Below are 15,896 nucleotides of genomic sequence, written 5' to 3'. Positions count from 1 at the left end.
CTACCCACCCAATTTACATGGGGAAACCACCCCCTTCGCCACCTCGCGTTGCAATTTCAACCAACGCAGCATAGTCGCTAGCGATTGACCAAAATTTTCGCCCGCGTCGCTTAATCGTTCCTGCAGTTTCTGTCTTAACAACGATCCAGACTTTCTTCTTGCGAGTTGCTTCAAACAACGCGTCACCCGGAAGACTGAAAGCCTCAACGCGATGCGGTTCAACTACGCGACGTTCCGTACGCTTTGTCCAAAGTTGGATCGATCGCTTTTCTTTAACTGCTTTGCGTAGGCGGCAGGTGTCAGCCCGCGCAACGACGTTGCTAAAGAGTTCGTCCATCCGTATTGCCGCCGCCGCATTGTCGAGTGCAATGAGATCCAGCACATCTTCGCGGTCCAGCTCCGCTTCCTGCGTCCAGATGACTTTCACGCCTTATTTGCCGCCAACACCCTCCTTATGGGTTGAGTGGAATCTGCTCCGCTGAGTGCCGTAATGGCCACAACGATCGCGGAGCCCTGGCCGTGGAATAAATGGAGGGGACCGCGCTTGCGCAGGCACGGTCGTTGCGCAGCAGCTGATTGATACACCGCGATAGTCGAAAACGTTGATGGCTCTACGTGAGCCGCAATACAGCATGAACACTCCCCTACCCGGCTAATGTTTTCTTCACTGCCGATTGATTGCTTGCGACCAACACTCCAGGCACTCACAGGCAGCGAGGGTAAAGTCCGTGAAGAAGATCGCTTCATTGACCATGGCATTGGCGCTGGGCTCTGCCGGCATGGCCATGGCGCAAGATGAGCATGCTGCGTTGACTCAACATGAGATCGTTACGCAGCTGACACAGCAAGGCTACACGGACGTTCACGATGTCGATTTCAAAAACGGCGTGTGGACGGCACGCGCCCGCAGTGGTGACGGCTCACGCGTGAAACTGCGCGTGGATCCGCTCACCGGCAAGGCTTATCCGAACAAGCAGGTGTCCAGCCTCAACGAAACAGACGTGCGCGCCATGCTTTCCTCGGAAGGCTATACGCATGTGCATGACGTCGATTTCGACCATGGCATTTGGACGGCCAAGGCGAAGAACAATGCCGGCGTAAAGGTGACCTTGCAAATCGATGCACAATCGGGCCGCATCATCGGCACCAACTGAAACACGTGAGCTGTCATGTGCTGGCCGTGCAGACATGCACGGCCAGCCATATGGGTCTTACAGAGACGTCGAGAGATTCGTTACCCAGTCCGGCAATACGCCGATGAGGGCAGCTTCGAGATGACGATCGGTGCCCGTGATAATAAAAACGCCGACCAGCACGATAAGCACGCCAAGCACTCGCTTGCCGCGCGCACCGGCCTCCATCAATCTGCCGCGCCAACGCGCCATCAGGCTCTGCGCGAATAGCGCCAAAATCAGCAATACCGTCGCGATGCCGAGTGCAAACGCCGCCATCACCAAGACAACCTGTCCAAGATCTTTGCCTTGCGCCGCAAGCAATGTCGCCGCGCCCAGGGTTGGTCCCACACAAGGGCTCCACACCAAACCAAGCAACACGCCAATACCGGCCTGCCCTAACAAGCCGAACTGTTCCAGTCGCGCCTGGCGTTCGCCCGCCCAATTGGCGAGTGGGCCTGCCGCGTGTTCAAACCATAATTGCAGGCGCGGAATGACCAGCACCACACCTACCAGCAGCAGCAAAACCGCACTCCACAGGCGAATCGTTTCCGGACTGAGCCCAGCTGATGCACCAAACGCAGCGATGATGAAACCGGTAACCGTGAACGACGCTACCAAGCCTGATGCCAACGCCAGCGGCCCCCAGCGATGGCGCTGCGCTGCACTGCCGAGCACGATGGGAATCAATGGCAGCACGCACGGTGAAAGGATCGTCAATGCCCCAGCGGCATACGCGACAGCCGGACTGAGAGCGCCGCTCATGTGCGTGCTCCTGCACGGACAAAACACCCGGGCTTATGGATCAACATGTTCAACTCCTTGTGAAAGCTCTCTCCACTTTTCGTTGTGCAAGCTCACGAGGTTACGTGTAACCCACGCGATGTCTGCAGCGAATACGTCCGTATCACCACAACAAGAAGGAACTGTCGATGTCTTTTCTCCGCAAGCTTTCCCTCGCTCTGGTGCTTGGTCTGATCACCGCCACGCCATTGATGGCCCAGCCTATCCAGCCGTTCACCACTGCCGCATTGAAGGCCGCGCAAGCCGCTGGCAAACCTGTGCTGGTGGATGCCTATGCAAGCTGGTGTCCCACCTGCCGCAAACAGGCGCCTACCATTGATGCGCTGGCCAAGGATCCTGCCTTTGACAAGCTGGTCATTCTGCGCCTGGATTACGACAAGCAGACTGAGGAAAAGCGCGCGTTGGGCATTGTCCAGCAGAGCACGTTGATCGCCTTCAAAGGTGAAAAGGAAACGGATCGGCAGGTGGGCATTACTGATCCTGACCAGATCAAGAAACTCGCCCAATCAGCGTTGCATTAATACCTATAAAGCAAGCCCTTTGAGCAAGCCATCGGCCCACACGGGTCGATCGCCTTATGCTTTGCCGAACATGGGCAAAGGGCCATGCCCCGAACGCAAGGTTTTCGATCGCTGCAAACTCTCGCCCGTCATTCCAGCAAAAGCTGGAATCCGGCAACTTCGAGGCTGAAAAGCACTGGATTCCAGCTTCGCTGGAATGATGGGTCGAAGCTCAACGGCAACTGCAAATTCCCGAGTTCGGAACATGGTGCAAAGAGGCAATCATGATCAAACAAGGCAGCGCCGCAGCCGCACTGATGCTCGCACTCTCTGGCTGCGCATCAACACCTTCCGGCCACGTCCATGCATGGGTGAACTACACATGCAGTGATGGACAGGTCGTACAGGCCAGCTATCCGGACGACAACACCGCCATTATCAGGCTCAAGGGCGAAACGCATACGTTGCACGTTGCCCTCTCCGGCAGCGGCGCCCGCTATATCGGCGAAGGCTGGCAATGGTGGACCAAGGGCATGCATGACGGCATGTTGGCGCCACTGGCGTTCGGCGAAAGCATTGCCAGTGCGCCTGGCATCGCCTGCCACGCAGAGTGATCTCACACGTTCCTAACGCACGACGCACGCCACTCACAAAAGCATCACACCTCGCCATCGTAGTGACGCATGGGGATCATCCTTCCGTCATCAGCGTGCGCGATGCTTTCACCATCGGATTGGGAGAATATCCGGATGGTTTCGCAGTATGTTTTTCCTTCCAGCCGTGGCTTGTTTCGTATCGTCAAGCATGGCCACCGCTGGCGTTCGTTGGTCGAGGCAAAGGAAGTGGCCCGGCATGATTCCGCCGAGGCGGCGCTGGATGCGCTGCTCGAAGCCTGGCCCCAGGCACGCCTGCCGCAAACGCTGAGTCAATGGCGCTACGTCGCCGAGGCCGCCTATCTACCGCATGCGCGCCTGGCGCGCGCCACCAATGGCATTCGGGTCAGTGGCATGGATCCTTCGCAGCCGCGCGTGCGTCGTGCGCGTCGCGTGTGGAACCGGCCCAATCGTGACGTGACTGATCATGGATGATCGGTCACGGCCTTTTGCATAACAGGCCGGAACGTAGGCTGGGATGAAAGCCCGGCTTCGTCCATGTATGGCTGTGCTGGGATTTCATCCCAGCCTACAACGCGGTTGCTATGCCTTCGCGTTGATCACTTCCAGAAAATCGCGTCCATAGCGCTTGAGCTTGGCCTCGCCCACACCGCTGATCGAAGCAAGTTCGTCTTCGTTCTCCGGCATCGCGCGCAACATCGCCAACAACGTGGCGTCGTGAAAAATCACATACGCCGGCACACCGTGCTGCTTGGCCAGGCGCGAGCGCAAGCCGCGCAACGCATCCCACATCGGCTGTTCGTAGACTTCGATACCCAGACTCGCGCCGGTTACCAACTGGCTGTCGCGACGACGTGATGCGCGACGCGCAGGACGCGTTTCCTCGCGCATATGTATCGATTGATTGCCGACCAAGACATCGCGGCTGGCCGCCGTAAGGCGCAAGGTGCCAAAACCCTCCGCGTCCGTTGCCAACAAGCCGGCGGCAAGCAATTGGCGAAACACCGAGCGCCATTGCTTTTCATCCATATCGGCGCCGATGCCGAACGTGCTGAGGCGATCGTGCCCAAGCTGACTCATACGCTCGCTGTCGATGCCGCGCAGAATGTCGATCACGTGCCCCGCGCCGAAACGCTGGCCGCTGCGGTACACCGCCGATAGCGCTTTCTGTGCAGGAACCGTGGCATCCCACGTCTTGGGCGGATTGAGGCAGTTGTCGCAATTGCCGCACGGGTCGTCGAATGTTTCGCCGAACGCAGCCAACAGCAATTTGCGCCGGCATTGCATAGCTTCCGCGTAGCAAAGCAAGGAATCCAGTTTGGAACGCTCGATGCGCTTGCGCTCATCGCCGGATTCGGATTGCGCAATCATCTGGCTCATCGTCACGACGTCCGAGAGGCCATAGATCATCCAAGCCTCCGCCGGCAGACCATCACGCCCGCCACGGCCGGTTTCCTGGTAATAGCCTTCCATGCTGCGCGGCAAATCCAGGTGTGCGACGAAGCGTACGTCCGGTTTGTCGATGCCCATGCCGAAGGCCACCGTCGCCACCATCACAACGCCGTCTTCGCGCAAAAAGCGTTGCTGGTTCGCCATGCGCGTCGATGCATCGAGACCGGCGTGGTAGGGCAACGCTTCGATACCTGCCTCGCTGAGCCACTCGGCGGTGTCGTCGACTTTACGGCGGCTCATGCAATAGACGATGCCGGCGTCGCCGCGATGGCCATCCAGAAAACTCATCAGCTGGCTGCGCGGATTATGGCGTTGTGTCACGGTGTAGCGGATGTTCGGCCGGTCGAAGCTGGAAACGAATTGACGCGCATCCTGCAGCACCAGGCGCTCGACGATTTCCTCGCGCGTGCGTGGATCGGCAGTAGCGGTAAGCGCAATGCGCGGCACCTGCGGATAGCGCTGATGCAGGATGGTCAGCTCGCGGTATTCCGGCCGGAAATCGTGTCCCCACTGCGAAACGCAGTGCGCTTCGTCGATGGCGAACAGCGCCACTTCGGTGCGATCGAGCAGTTCGAGGAAACGTGGCGTAAGCAGGCGTTCCGGCGCGACGTACAGCAAATCCAGTTCGCTGGCCGAGAGCTTGCGCTCCACTTCGCGTTGCTCGAACGCATCCAGGCTGGAGTTCAAATAGGCCGCCGACACGCCTGCCTCGCGCAGCGCATCCACCTGATCATGCATCAGTGCGATCAGCGGCGACACCACAATGCCAGTGCCCTGCCGCAACAGCGCGGGAATCTGATAGCACAGCGATTTGCCGCCGCCCGTTGGCATCAGCACCAGTGCATCGCCACCTTCAGCGACGTGCTCGACGATGGCTTGCTGATGGCCGCGAAAGTGGGCGTAACCAAAAATGCTTTGGAGAATTTCCAGGGGTGTGGCGGGCATGCTTTGTTTTCTATCAGGCTTGCGAAAAAACCAGGCTCGTCGCCCCAGCGAAAGCTGGGGCCCAGTGACTTTGCTTCGGACTCAAGGCACTGGATTCCAGCTTTCGCTGGAATGACGAAACAAACCTTCGCTTTTTCACTAGCTATGCTGGGCAAGGGTGGGAGTAAGGGTCGCATCCAGCGACAAGCTTATGCCCTTTGGGCCAGGCCATCGAGCAATGATCCGCGTCAGCGGCAACCGCCCCGCGAGGTCCGTCGACAAGAACCGAATCAGGGCAAGCCCCACAACTGGCGATCCACATCCGCATCCAGCCCGAAGCGTGACAGCGGTACGCGGCCGTTCTTCACCTCCACGCCTTCCGCGCGCAGCAAGCGGCATTGCTCGCGAAAGCCGCGGCTGCCGGCCGGCATGGCGATCTGCCCACTGGAACGCAGCACGCGGAACCACGGCAGCGTCATGCCATTGGGCACTTCACCCAGCAGGCGTCCCACCAACCGGGCGCGTCCCGGCAGGCCGGCACGCGCGGCGATGGCGCCATAACTGGCTACGCGGCCGGGCGGAATGGCTGCAATGGCCTCGAAGACTTTCAAGTATTCCGGTTTCATAACGGTGTGCACTTTACGCAGATTTGATCCGCTTATGCCCGACTCGTGGCAGAGTAGCAGCGAACCCGCTCCCGCCAGGATCACCGCATGCATCACTTCGAAGCCGTGCGTTCGCTGATCAGCAGCCTGCATACCTTGCGGCGGAACGATCCGTACGTGATCAGCTTCGACCTGAGCCTGCCAGAAGGTCGCCATCAAGGCATCTACCTGGCCGAACTGGAAGACGAAGGCGGCCGCCGTTATCTGCGCATTTCCACCCCGATCGGCCCGCTGTCGGGTGCCGATCCCAAGCGTTGCCTGCGTTTCAATTGGCAACAGCGGGTGGGCTTTCTGGCGGTGGCGGACCTGGGTGGCTCGCCCTACCTGCATCTGTGCGAGAACCGGCCATATGAGCTGGTGAATGGGCAAGAGCTGATGCGCTTGATCAGCGAGCTAGGCGCGTTGGGCGATCAGCTGGAGCAATTGATTGTGGAAAGCGGCGACAGCTTTTAATCGCAGGCTGGGATGAAATCCCACCATCATGAGCATGGCGGGCTGTGCCGGAATTTCATCCCATCCTAGTTCAAAGAAACTGCCGCGCCACGTAAATCAGCCCGTACGCGATCAGCGCGGTCACCGGCAGGGTAAGTATCCACGCCCACACCATGCGCTCCACCACCGACCAGCGGATCGCATTGAAGCGCTTGGCCGAACCCACGCCCATGATCGACGACGACACCACGTGCGTAGTCGACACCGGCAGGCCAAACGCCGACGCACTCAAAATCACCAGCGCCGAACTGCCTTCGGCGGCAAAGCCATTGATGGGATGCAGCTTCACCATCTTGTGGCCGAGCGTCTTGATGATGCGCCAGCCGCCACCGGCGGTACCGCCAGCCATCGTGAGCGCGCACACCGCCGCCACCCAGTGCGGCACGGCAAAACCGCCGGCCGTGGATTCATGGATGCGCAGGAACGACAGCCACACCGGCAGGTGATCGAACCGCCCTGCCGCCGTAGCACTGGCCAGGGCGAGGGCGATGATGCCCATGCTTTTCTGCGCGTCGTTCATGCCGTGCGCCAGACCCATCGCACTGGCCGACAGAATCTGCGCCTTGCCGAACACGCTGTTGACGAACGGCGTGCGACCCAGGTGGCGCAAGAATCCCTTGCGGGACGCGAACCACGCCAGCAGCGCATACAGCCCGCCCATCAAGACGAAGCCCAGGACGAAGCCCATCACCGGCGACACCACCATCGGCATCACCACCTTAGGCAGCACACCCCTGCCCTCCCACCAGTGCGCGCCGCCCTGCGCCCAGATCACCGCCTGGAAATTACCGCCAGCCTCGGCGATCGCCGCGCCGACCAGCGCCCCCACCAGCGCATGGCTGGAGCTGGACGGCAGGCCCAGCCACCAGGTGATCAGGTTCCACACGATGGCCGCAAGCAGCGCGCAGATCAGCAGCTCCGAGCCCGCATGTACCACGCCGGTATTGACGATGCCGGCCGCAATGGTGGCCGCCACCGCGGTGCCCCACATGGCGCCGATCATGTTGGTGACCGCGGCCAGCAACACCGCCTGGCCCGGCGACAGCACCTTGGTCGCCACGACGGTGGCGATCGAGTTGGCGGTGTCATGAAAGCCGTTGATGTATGTGAAGATGAGCGCGATCAGCACGACCGCGATGACCAAGCCGAGGCTCATGCGCACACTCCCGTCAGTGCGCGCCATGCATGAGATGAAACGTGCAAGGCGTGCTCCTCAGGAGTTCTTCAACACGATGGAGTAGACGATATTGCCGACGTCGCGGCAGCGGTCGATGGCCTTCTCGATCAGCTCGAACAGATCCTTGGCCAGCATCGCGCGCATCGCGTCGTCGCTTTCCAGATAAAGCGTGCGGTACGGCGCCAGCAGCATGCGGTCGCCCTCCGACTCCAGCGTCTGCATGCGATCCTGCAGCTTCTTGACCGGGTCGATGCGCAGGCCGCGGCGCAGTTCGCCGATCATCTCCACCACCACGTCAGTGGAACGCGTCAGTACCAAGGTGCGCTGACTGAAGTCCACGCCTTGCAGGCGACTGGTGACGATGGTGTAGCGTTCGGCGAACTTCTCTACGCTTTTGGGGATTTTGTACAGCGCGCTATTGAGCGCCTCGATGTCTTCGCGATCCAGCGCGGTGACGAAGGTATTCACCAGTTCTTCGCTGATCTGCGTGGCCAGCGCCTTCTCCCGCTTGCGGGCGGCGGCGAAGGCGGCCATGACCGGCGTGTGGTCGGCCAGGGACACCAGTTCATGCAGGGCCTTGGCGCTTTCGCGGGCCGCTTCGGCGCTTTGTTCCAGCAGGCCGTAGAACTTGTCGCCTTTACCGAAAATCGTCTGGAGTGAAAACATGCGGGAGTCTGCGCAGGAAAGGGCAATTATTTCGCGAATGTTACAGGAGCCCCCTGTCGCACCGCATCACCCGCGCTTAGAGCCTGCTTGATGCCTCGGCGTAGTTCGTCTCGTTCCTGAGTAGTCGTCAGGTGGGCGTGCGTGGCGCAGCGCCAGACTGGCTGTCCGGTCAAGCCACGCGCGGGCGCAGGACGGCTACTCAGGGGCGAGGCGAGCTGCGCTGAGGCATCAAAACAGGCTCTTAGTATCCCGGGAGTGGCCTAGGTGCCTTACACTGGATGGCATGCCCGCACCTGATGCCCTGTCGCGATGCTGACCACAATCGCGCTCGTCCTTCTCCTCGCCCTTTGCAACGGTTTTTTCGCGCTGTCGGAAATGGCGCTGGTTGCCTCGCGCAAAAGCCGGCTCAAACAGATGGCCCGCACCAGCCGCCGCGCCCAGGTCGCGCTGCGCCATGCCGAAGCCCCGGAGCATTTCCTTTCCACCGTGCAGGTCGGCATCACCCTGGTCATGCTGATCACCGGCTCGGTCGCCGGCGATGCCGTGGGCGCGCATATCAGCGACATGCTGCATGACGGCAGCATCGCCTGGCTGGCGCCTTACACGCGGATCATTGGCGTGGTGTTGGGCTTCATGGTGATCTCCTTCATCCAGATCGTGGTCGGCGAACTGGTACCCAAGCGCCTGGCTCTTTCCGCACCGGAAAAGGTGTCGAGCATTGTCGGCATGCCGATGCTGGTGCTGTCGCGCGCCACCGCGCCATTCGTGTGGCTACTCAACCGTTCGAGCGGTGTGCTGCTGCAACTGCTGCGGGTGAAGAAACACGGCGACAATGCCGCCACCGAAGAAGAAATCCGCCTGCTGGTGGCCGAAAGCACCGAACAGGGTGTGCTCGATGTTGACGAACAGGCCATGGTCAACCGCGTACTGCGCCTGGGCGATCGCACGGTAGACAGCGTGATGACACCGCGCATGCGCATCGCCTGGCTCGACATCAACGCGTCGATGGAGGAGAACCTGGAAGTGCTGCGGGAAACCTCGTATTCGCGCTATCCGGTCTACCGCAGCGATGAAAGCGACATCGTCGGCGTGATGGAAGTAAAGAGCCTGCTCGGTGGCCTCGCCAAGGGCAAGCTGGACCTGTTCCGCACCCTCGCCAAGCCGCTGTATGTACCCGGCACGGCGCGCGCGCTCGATCTGTTGGAAGAATTCCGCGACGCCGAAACGCCTATGGCTTTGGTCGTGGATGAATACGGCGATATCGACGGCGTGGTCACTCTCAACGATCTGCTCGCCGCGGTCGTCGGCGCCAGCCAGCTCGGCCATGGCAGTGGTGAAGAACACTCGCCGATCGTGCAACGCGCAGACGGCACCTGGCTGATCGATGGCGCGCTTTCCACCGACGACCTGCGCGAACTGCTGCACCTGGATCACCTGCCCGGCGAAGACGAGCACGATTTCCGCACCGCCGCCGGCATGGTGATGGCGGCGCTGGGCCATATTCCGCAGGTCGGCGAAGTGTTCGCGTGGCGCGGCATTCGCTTTGAAGTGGTGGATCTCGACGGCGCGCGTATCGACAAGCTGCTGGTGACACCCGCGCCGCAGATCGAACTCGCCGATGACGAGCAGTGACGGTGGGTTGGGGTTCGCACCCCAACCTACGGCTTGCCATTAGCCAATCGCGCCATCCGCTGCGCATCGGCCAGAATCCCATGCAACATGCGCAACTCGCGCTCATCCATCTGCGCGCGCAAAAACAGCTTGCGCAAACGCAACATGATCATGGTCGACGAGCAGTGACGGTAGGTTGGGGTGCGAACCCCAACATCGCGATGCTAGCAAGGACAAAATGTTGGGGTTCGCACCCCAACCTACGGCTTGCCGTTAGCCAATCGCGCCATTCGCTGCGCATCGGCCAGAATCCCATGCAACATGCGCAACTCGCGCTCATCCATCTGCGCGCGCAGAAACAACTTGCGCAAACGCAACATGATCGTGGTCGACGCGCGCCCCTTGTGGAAATCGATATCGTCCAGCGTCTGCGACAGATGCTCGAAGAAGCGCTCCATCTGCGCCGCATCGGCCGGCGGCTCGTCATGCAGCGGCGGTGACGCCGGCAGCTTTTCACCGAGCAAGGCCAGGCGACATTCATAGGCCATCACCTGCACCGCCTGCGCGAGATTAAGCGAGCTGAAATCGTCCACGCTGGGGATACGCACCATCGCATGGCAGCGCGCCAATTCCTCGTTCTCAAGGCCGGTGCGCTCATTGCCGAACACCAAGGCCACCTGCCCACCGCGCTCGGCCGCGGCCAGCGCCTGCGCCGCCGCTTCACGCGGCGTCAGTTCCGGCAAGTGCACGCCACGACGCCGTGCGGACAGCCCCAGGGAGAAGCTCGCACCCGCCAGCGCGTCCACCAAGCCGGCATGCACACCGGCCCCTTCCAGCACGTCGTCCGCGCCCGCCGCCATGGCCGAGGCCTCCCGATCGGGAAAGCGATGGGGCGATACCAGCTCCATGCGGGCAAAGCCCATGGTCCGCATGGCCCGCGCCGCGCTGCCGATATTGCCCGGATGGGAAGTGCGGACGAGAACGAAACGGAAGCGGCAGGGAAGGTCGGCAATAACGCTCATGCGGCAAACCATCAGACATTCAGGAGGGTGGCAAGGATAAGGGATGCTCTGATCTATTCCACGCACCCGGCATGAGATCCAGAAGGCCCGCAGACTGTGTTGCGTGGCGCCGTGCAGACTGGCCCTCTGTTCAAGCCGCGCGGCGCAGGCTGCGGGCCTTCTGGACGTCACCCCATCCTATAAATTCAAAATGCTGGGGCCGCACTGTATGCGTGTCTGGCGGCGCCCCAACGCCGCCAGTCTGCCTTCGTCGCTGGGGCGCCGCCAGACACGCATACAGTGCGGTGACAGGTACATGGAATCGATCAGTGCATCCCTACGGCTCCGCCAAGAAGGGGCGACACCGCCTGCCACCGGTGCGGCCGCTCGCCCGCCCCTGGCCGCTCTGCTACCATGGCCGACCGCTAACCCGTTCTTTTGCCAAGCCAAAGCCATGACCAGACCCGCCGTCAACGTCGCGGTACGCGCCGCGCGCTCCGCCGGTAACGTGATCCTGCGTTACATGAACCGCATCGACGGTCTCAACGTCGTTGAAAAGCAGCGCATGGACTTCGCCTCCGAAGTCGATCGTCTGGCCGAGGCCGAAATCGTCAAAGAACTACGCCGCGCCTATCCCACCCATGCCATCCTCGCCGAAGAAGGCGGCGCGATCGGCAAGAGCCCGCAAGTGTGGGTGATCGATCCGCTCGATGGCACGCACAATTACCTGCGCGGCATTCCCCACTTCAGCGTTTCCATCGCCATGCTCGACAAGGGCGAGCCGGTCTACGCCGTGGTGTTCGACCCGCTGCGCGATGAACTCTTCACCGCCAGCAAGGGCGACGGCGCCTACCTCAACGACCGCCGCATCCGCGTCAGCAAGCGTGAAAACCTCAACGGCGCCATGATCGGCACTGGCTTCCCCTACCGCCAGCGCGCGCACCTCGAATCGCAACTGGCCATGACGCGCGCCCTGCTCGCCCAGGCCGAAGACATCCGCCGCTCCGGCTCCGCCGCCCTCGACCTCGCCTACACCGCCGCCGGCCGCTACGACGGCTTCTTCGAAATCGGCCTGAAGCCCTGGGACATGGCCGCCGGTGTGCTGCTGGTGCGCGAAGCCGGCGGCCAGTACTGCGACTTCGCTGGGCGTGAAGGCATCCCCGAAAGCGGCAACGTCATCGCAGGCAACCACCACGTGGTGAAAGCGATGGTGGAAGCGGTAGGTGCGAACGCGACCCCGGCCTTGTTGCGCGCCTGATGCAGGCGGGGGCGCGAGCTCCGGCATTCCCTACGTTTAGACATCCATTTGGGGTCTTCACCCCAACTATGCGCGTGCGTCAAATTCCGCACCAGTAAGTTCCGAGCACGTTTCAAACGAAAAAGCCCACACGCCACGGCTGGCATTCATGCGAGCAAGGAATAGCCAAGCACGCACAAAACGGCTGCTGATTAGCTGATATCTGCCAGCCATACCTGCAACGGTATGATTTTTCCTCGTTCATGGGGAACACCGACGCGACGATGGATCTCGATTTTTTTCGGCATGGATGCCTGCGGGCGGCAACACTTTTGATTGCCCTTACGCTTACTGCTTGCGGTACGCCCGCGGCCAAAGATGTTGGTGGGCGGTGGAAGCCGGTAAATCATTTCCAAAGCGCACCAACGGAAATTCCGCTGGCCAGGGCCTATATCTTCTACGGAGCGCCCATGGATGGCACGCTCAAAACCATGCTTACGCGTTGGGCGAAGGATTCTGGCTTACAGCTTGTCTATCTGCTGCCATCGGACTTCGCGTTGTATACGCCCGTATCGCAGCTGCACACCACAGACATCCAGGAAGCGATTACCAAGCTCAACGCGCTTTACGCCGAGCAGGACGTACTCATTTCAGCCGACAGCCGCCAGATACAAGTGCGTTCGGCCAGCGCCGTGCGCGCTGAAGCTGCCGCAAACGCCACCACCATCGCAGCGCCAGCCCGGCAGCCATGATGTTCAAGCGCACGTCCAGCCAACGCATTGACGACGCCGTCGCCAAGTCGATCAACTATGAAATCACCGTGGCAGATCTTGCCAAACGCAGCGAGCGCCGCGCGTGGCTAGTAGCTTTTAGCGCACTCGTGATGTCGCTGATCCTTGCAGGCGGCTATTTCTACATGTTGCCACTGAAGGAAAAGGTGCCTTACATCATCATGGCCGATGCCTATACCGGCACCAGCACCATTACGCGATTGACCGACGATGTCGCCAATCATCAGCTCTCCACCAGCGAAGCGATCAATCGCAGCAACGTCGCGCATTTCATATTGGCCAGGGAGTCCTACGACGTAGCCATGATGAACCTGCGCGACTGGACTGCCACGCTCACCATGTCCTCACCCGAGGTTGCTGCCCCCTACCGCGCGTTGCACGCTCCGAACAATCCCAACAGCCCATACGCCACCTACGGCAAGGATCGCGCGATTCGCATCAAGATCCTCAGCATCACTCTGATCGGTGGTAGTGCCAATCAGGCACCCCAAGGCGCCACGGTGCGCTTCCAGCGCAGCCTCTACAACAAACAGACCGGCGCGAGCCAACTGCTGGACAACAAGATCGCGAATCTTCAGTTTACCTATAAGTCGAACCTGCAAATGGATGAACAGGCGCGGATCGAAAATCCGCTCGGCTTCCAGGTCACCAGTTATCGCGTAGACAACGACTACGCCACTGCCGCACCGGACGAAGTGCGCGTGCCTGAGCAAGCAGATCCACAGAATACGACAGCACCGGCTGTCGCTGAGAGCGCGCCGGAAGCACCTTCGATAACGCTTGCACCTGAGCAATCCAGAGCCTCGGCGCCAATGGCAACACCGCGAACTTTCTCGAAAGACGCCGCTATTGGAGCAGCCCGCTGATGAAGGGAATCCGCACATTCATCTTGTCCGGCGCGGCATGTCTGGCAATCGCGGGCCCTGCACCTCACGCACATGCCCAGGTTTTTCCGCAATACCAGTATCAGCCCGATCGCATCTACCAGGTACGCACGGGCCTGGGCATCACCACGCAGATCGAGCTCAGTCCGCACGAAAAAATACTCGATTACAGCACCGGCTTCAGCAATGGCTGGGACATCACGCGGCGCGAGAACGTGTTCTACCTCAAGCCCAAGAACGTCGACGTGGATACCAACATGATCATCCGCACGGCGACGCATACCTACATCCTCGAATTGAAGGTGGTGGCCACGGACTGGATCCACCTGGACCAGGCCAAGCGCGCCGGCGTGCAGTACAAGATCAGCTTCACCTATCCGGCCGATGCAAGCTTCAGCAACGAAGCTGCAACCAACAGTCAAACCGCGGAGCTGGACACCACGCTGGTGAAAGGGCGTGTCTACAACTTTGATTACGACTATGCGGCCCGTAGCCGCACTCCGTCGTGGTTAATTCCGGTCAATGTGTATGACGACGGCCAATTCACCTACGTCAAGATGAGCGACCTGAAGCAGTTTCCGACTGGCGATTTCCCGGCGGTTTTCATGCGCGAGAAGGAACACGGCGATGACGCCGTGGTGAACACCACCGTCGAGGGCAACACCCTCATCGTTCATGGCACGTATCCCTATCTGGTCATCCGCCACGGCAACAGCGTCATCGGCTTGCGAAGGAATGCGAAGAAGTGAGCACGAACAATCCTTATCGCGCCGAAGACAGTGGCTCCGACGCAGCATCGTCCGGCAACAGCTATTCGCAGCAATACCGTCAGGCATCAGCACCCGACCTCGATGCGGGTGCACCACAACTGCGCACGAACGAAGCCAAGCGAAGCAGCCGCAACGCAATCCTCGTGTTGGCCGGTACGATCGCCGTGCTCATTGTGAGCGTGCTGCTGCTCGCGAACGGACTGTCGCATCGACATGACGCACAGACCAAACCGCGCGAGGAAACGGTGAACGTACCGCCGACGCCGTCCCCTCTGCCTGCGGCGCCTATGGCACAGCAACCAAGCGTAGCCATTCCACTCGCGCCAAAGCCCCCATCGCTCCCGCCGTCAACGACGGTCACACCACTTACGCCACGCGGCCCAACGTTGATGGAGCGCCGTATGATGGCTGGCGATACGGCTTCGCCCCGGTCCGATCAAGGCGCCATGACCGGCATCCATGGCGCACTGCATGCCACCTCGCCCGGCGGCATCGCAGCGCTCGCCGACGTATCCAATGCGCAGCCATTGAATAATCCCGACACCTTGCTGCTGCGTGGCACGTTTATTCGTTGCGTGCTGCAGACCCGCATTGTCACCGATTACCCGGGATTTACCTCCTGCACGGTGACCGAGCCGGTCTATTCGTTCAATGGCCATCGCCTGCTGTTGCCCAAGGGCTCAAAAGTCCTTGGCAAATACGACACCGAGCCGACGACCAACCGCGTCTACGTGGTGTGGGACCGCATCGTGACACCCACCGGCATCGACGTGAACATGGCCAGTCCCGGCGTGGACAACCTTGGCGGCTCCGGACATCCGGGCTATTACAACGCTCACTGGCCTAGCCGCATCGGCGCTGCCTTGCTGATCAGCATGCTCAGTGATGCGTTCAAGTACGAAGCCGCCGAACACGGCCCGCCCCAGACCACCATCAGCAATGGCGTGGTCACGCAAACACCATTCGAAAGCAACACCGCGCAAACCCTGCAGAACCTCGCCAACCAGGCGGTGCAGCGTTCTGCCAATCGTCCCGCCACCGTCACCATCAACCAGGGCACCGTCGTGAGCATCTACGTCGCCAAGGACGTGGATTTCAGCGGCGTAGTGGCTCGTTTCTAGGCACACGGAACAGCG

At 60.9% G+C, this 15,896-nt stretch carries 18 protein-coding genes and 1 pseudogene; 11 read left to right on the top strand and 8 right to left on the bottom strand.

The genetic code is table 11. The annotated features are described in order from the left end of the window. Positions 1–13 precede the first annotated feature (13 nt). Positions 14–427, bottom strand: coding sequence for a hypothetical protein (locus VJR68_RS13785; RefSeq protein ID WP_324148514.1), 414 nt, complete (start codon positions 425–427; stop codon positions 14–16). A gap of 301 nt (positions 428–728) precedes the next feature. Between VJR68_RS13785 and VJR68_RS13780 the strand changes: the two genes are divergently transcribed. Then, positions 729–1,154 carry a PepSY domain-containing protein gene (locus VJR68_RS13780; protein WP_324148512.1) on the top strand — a complete coding sequence of 142 codons (426 nt, stop codon included), beginning with the start codon at positions 729–731 and terminating at the stop codon, positions 1,152–1,154. Between the two features lie 57 nt (positions 1,155–1,211). Here the strand turns inward: VJR68_RS13780 and VJR68_RS13775 are convergent, their stop codons facing one another. Further along, a complete protein-coding gene (locus tag VJR68_RS13775; protein ID WP_324148510.1) occupies positions 1,212–1,937 on the bottom strand; it encodes a cytochrome c biogenesis CcdA family protein in 726 nt (241 codons plus the stop codon). A 167-nt stretch (positions 1,938–2,104) separates the two neighbouring features. Between VJR68_RS13775 and VJR68_RS13770 the strand changes: the two genes are divergently transcribed. From VJR68_RS13770 to VJR68_RS13760, 3 genes are all read left to right on the top strand, one after another. Then, complete coding sequence (locus VJR68_RS13770) at positions 2,105–2,497, top strand: thioredoxin family protein (protein WP_324148508.1); 393 nt, start codon at positions 2,105–2,107, stop codon at positions 2,495–2,497. A gap of 263 nt (positions 2,498–2,760) precedes the next feature. Continuing rightward, the gene (locus VJR68_RS13765) at positions 2,761–3,090 is read left to right on the top strand and encodes an MliC family protein (protein WP_324148506.1); all 330 of its coding nucleotides are present in this window, start codon (positions 2,761–2,763) and stop codon (positions 3,088–3,090) included. Positions 3,091–3,225: 135 nt separating this feature from the next. Beyond that, positions 3,226–3,564 (top strand): hypothetical protein, encoded by a 339-nt coding sequence (locus tag VJR68_RS13760; protein WP_324148505.1) that lies wholly within the window; start codon positions 3,226–3,228, stop codon positions 3,562–3,564. A 108-nt stretch (positions 3,565–3,672) separates the two neighbouring features. Here VJR68_RS13760 and recQ read toward each other — a convergent pair whose 3' ends face one another. Together recQ and VJR68_RS13750 are read right to left on the bottom strand one after the other, a co-directional pair. Further along, positions 3,673–5,487, bottom strand: a complete 1,815-nt coding sequence (gene recQ / locus VJR68_RS13755) for a DNA helicase RecQ (RefSeq protein ID WP_324148503.1) — start codon at positions 5,485–5,487, stop codon at positions 3,673–3,675. A 269-nt stretch (positions 5,488–5,756) separates the two neighbouring features. After that, on the bottom strand, positions 5,757–6,092 hold the full coding sequence (locus VJR68_RS13750; protein ID WP_324148501.1) for an MGMT family protein: 336 nt from the start codon (positions 6,090–6,092) through the stop codon (positions 5,757–5,759). An 87-nt stretch (positions 6,093–6,179) separates the two neighbouring features. On the opposite strand from VJR68_RS13750, the gene VJR68_RS13745 reads away from it, so the two are divergent. Further along, positions 6,180–6,584 (top strand): hypothetical protein, encoded by a 405-nt coding sequence (locus VJR68_RS13745; protein ID WP_324148499.1) that lies wholly within the window; start codon positions 6,180–6,182, stop codon positions 6,582–6,584. Positions 6,585–6,654: 70 nt separating this feature from the next. Here the strand turns inward: VJR68_RS13745 and VJR68_RS13740 are convergent, their stop codons facing one another. Together VJR68_RS13740 and VJR68_RS13735 are read right to left on the bottom strand one after the other, a co-directional pair. Next, positions 6,655–7,779, bottom strand: coding sequence for an inorganic phosphate transporter (locus tag VJR68_RS13740; RefSeq protein WP_324148498.1), 1,125 nt, complete (start codon positions 7,777–7,779; stop codon positions 6,655–6,657). A gap of 57 nt (positions 7,780–7,836) precedes the next feature. After that, a complete protein-coding gene (locus VJR68_RS13735; protein ID WP_324148496.1) occupies positions 7,837–8,466 on the bottom strand; it encodes a pit accessory protein in 630 nt (209 codons plus the stop codon). Positions 8,467–8,775: 309 nt separating this feature from the next. Between VJR68_RS13735 and VJR68_RS13730 the strand changes: the two genes are divergently transcribed. After that, positions 8,776–10,098: a hemolysin family protein gene (locus VJR68_RS13730; protein ID WP_324148494.1), complete on the top strand. Its 1,323-nt coding sequence runs from the start codon at positions 8,776–8,778 to the stop codon at positions 10,096–10,098. A gap of 26 nt (positions 10,099–10,124) precedes the next feature. On the opposite strand, the pseudogene VJR68_RS13725 reads toward VJR68_RS13730, so the two are convergent. After that, positions 10,125–10,253, bottom strand: a pseudogene (locus VJR68_RS13725) (RNA methyltransferase); the annotation flags it as partial. Positions 10,254–10,337: 84 nt separating this feature from the next. After that, a complete protein-coding gene (locus VJR68_RS13720; RefSeq protein ID WP_324148492.1) occupies positions 10,338–11,099 on the bottom strand; it encodes an RNA methyltransferase in 762 nt (253 codons plus the stop codon). Positions 11,100–11,532: 433 nt separating this feature from the next. Here VJR68_RS13720 and VJR68_RS13715 point away from each other — a divergent pair, with 433 nt between their 5' ends. From VJR68_RS13715 to VJR68_RS13695, 5 genes are all read left to right on the top strand, one after another. Beyond that, complete coding sequence (locus VJR68_RS13715; RefSeq protein WP_324148490.1) at positions 11,533–12,336, top strand: inositol monophosphatase family protein; 804 nt, start codon at positions 11,533–11,535, stop codon at positions 12,334–12,336. A gap of 263 nt (positions 12,337–12,599) precedes the next feature. Then, complete coding sequence (locus VJR68_RS13710) at positions 12,600–13,067, top strand: hypothetical protein (RefSeq protein WP_324148603.1); 468 nt, start codon at positions 12,600–12,602, stop codon at positions 13,065–13,067. After that, positions 13,067–13,972, top strand: coding sequence for a type IV secretion system protein (locus VJR68_RS13705; RefSeq protein ID WP_324148488.1), 906 nt, complete (start codon positions 13,067–13,069; stop codon positions 13,970–13,972). The genes VJR68_RS13710 and VJR68_RS13705 overlap by 1 nt, the downstream gene beginning before the upstream one ends. Beyond that, positions 13,972–14,739, top strand: a complete 768-nt coding sequence (locus VJR68_RS13700; RefSeq protein WP_324148486.1) for a TrbG/VirB9 family P-type conjugative transfer protein — start codon at positions 13,972–13,974, stop codon at positions 14,737–14,739. Before VJR68_RS13705 ends, VJR68_RS13700 begins: the two co-directional genes overlap by 1 nt. Next, on the top strand, positions 14,736–15,881 hold the full coding sequence (locus tag VJR68_RS13695; protein ID WP_324148484.1) for a TrbI/VirB10 family protein: 1,146 nt from the start codon (positions 14,736–14,738) through the stop codon (positions 15,879–15,881). Before VJR68_RS13700 ends, VJR68_RS13695 begins: the two co-directional genes overlap by 4 nt. Positions 15,882–15,896: the final 15 nt, after the last annotated feature.

Source organism: Dyella sp. (assembly GCF_035277725.1).
Lineage (GTDB): Bacteria > Pseudomonadota > Gammaproteobacteria > Xanthomonadales > Rhodanobacteraceae > Dyella_B.
Note: the sequence above shows the minus strand (reverse complement) of the source record. Positions and strands in the feature narration are given on the sequence as shown.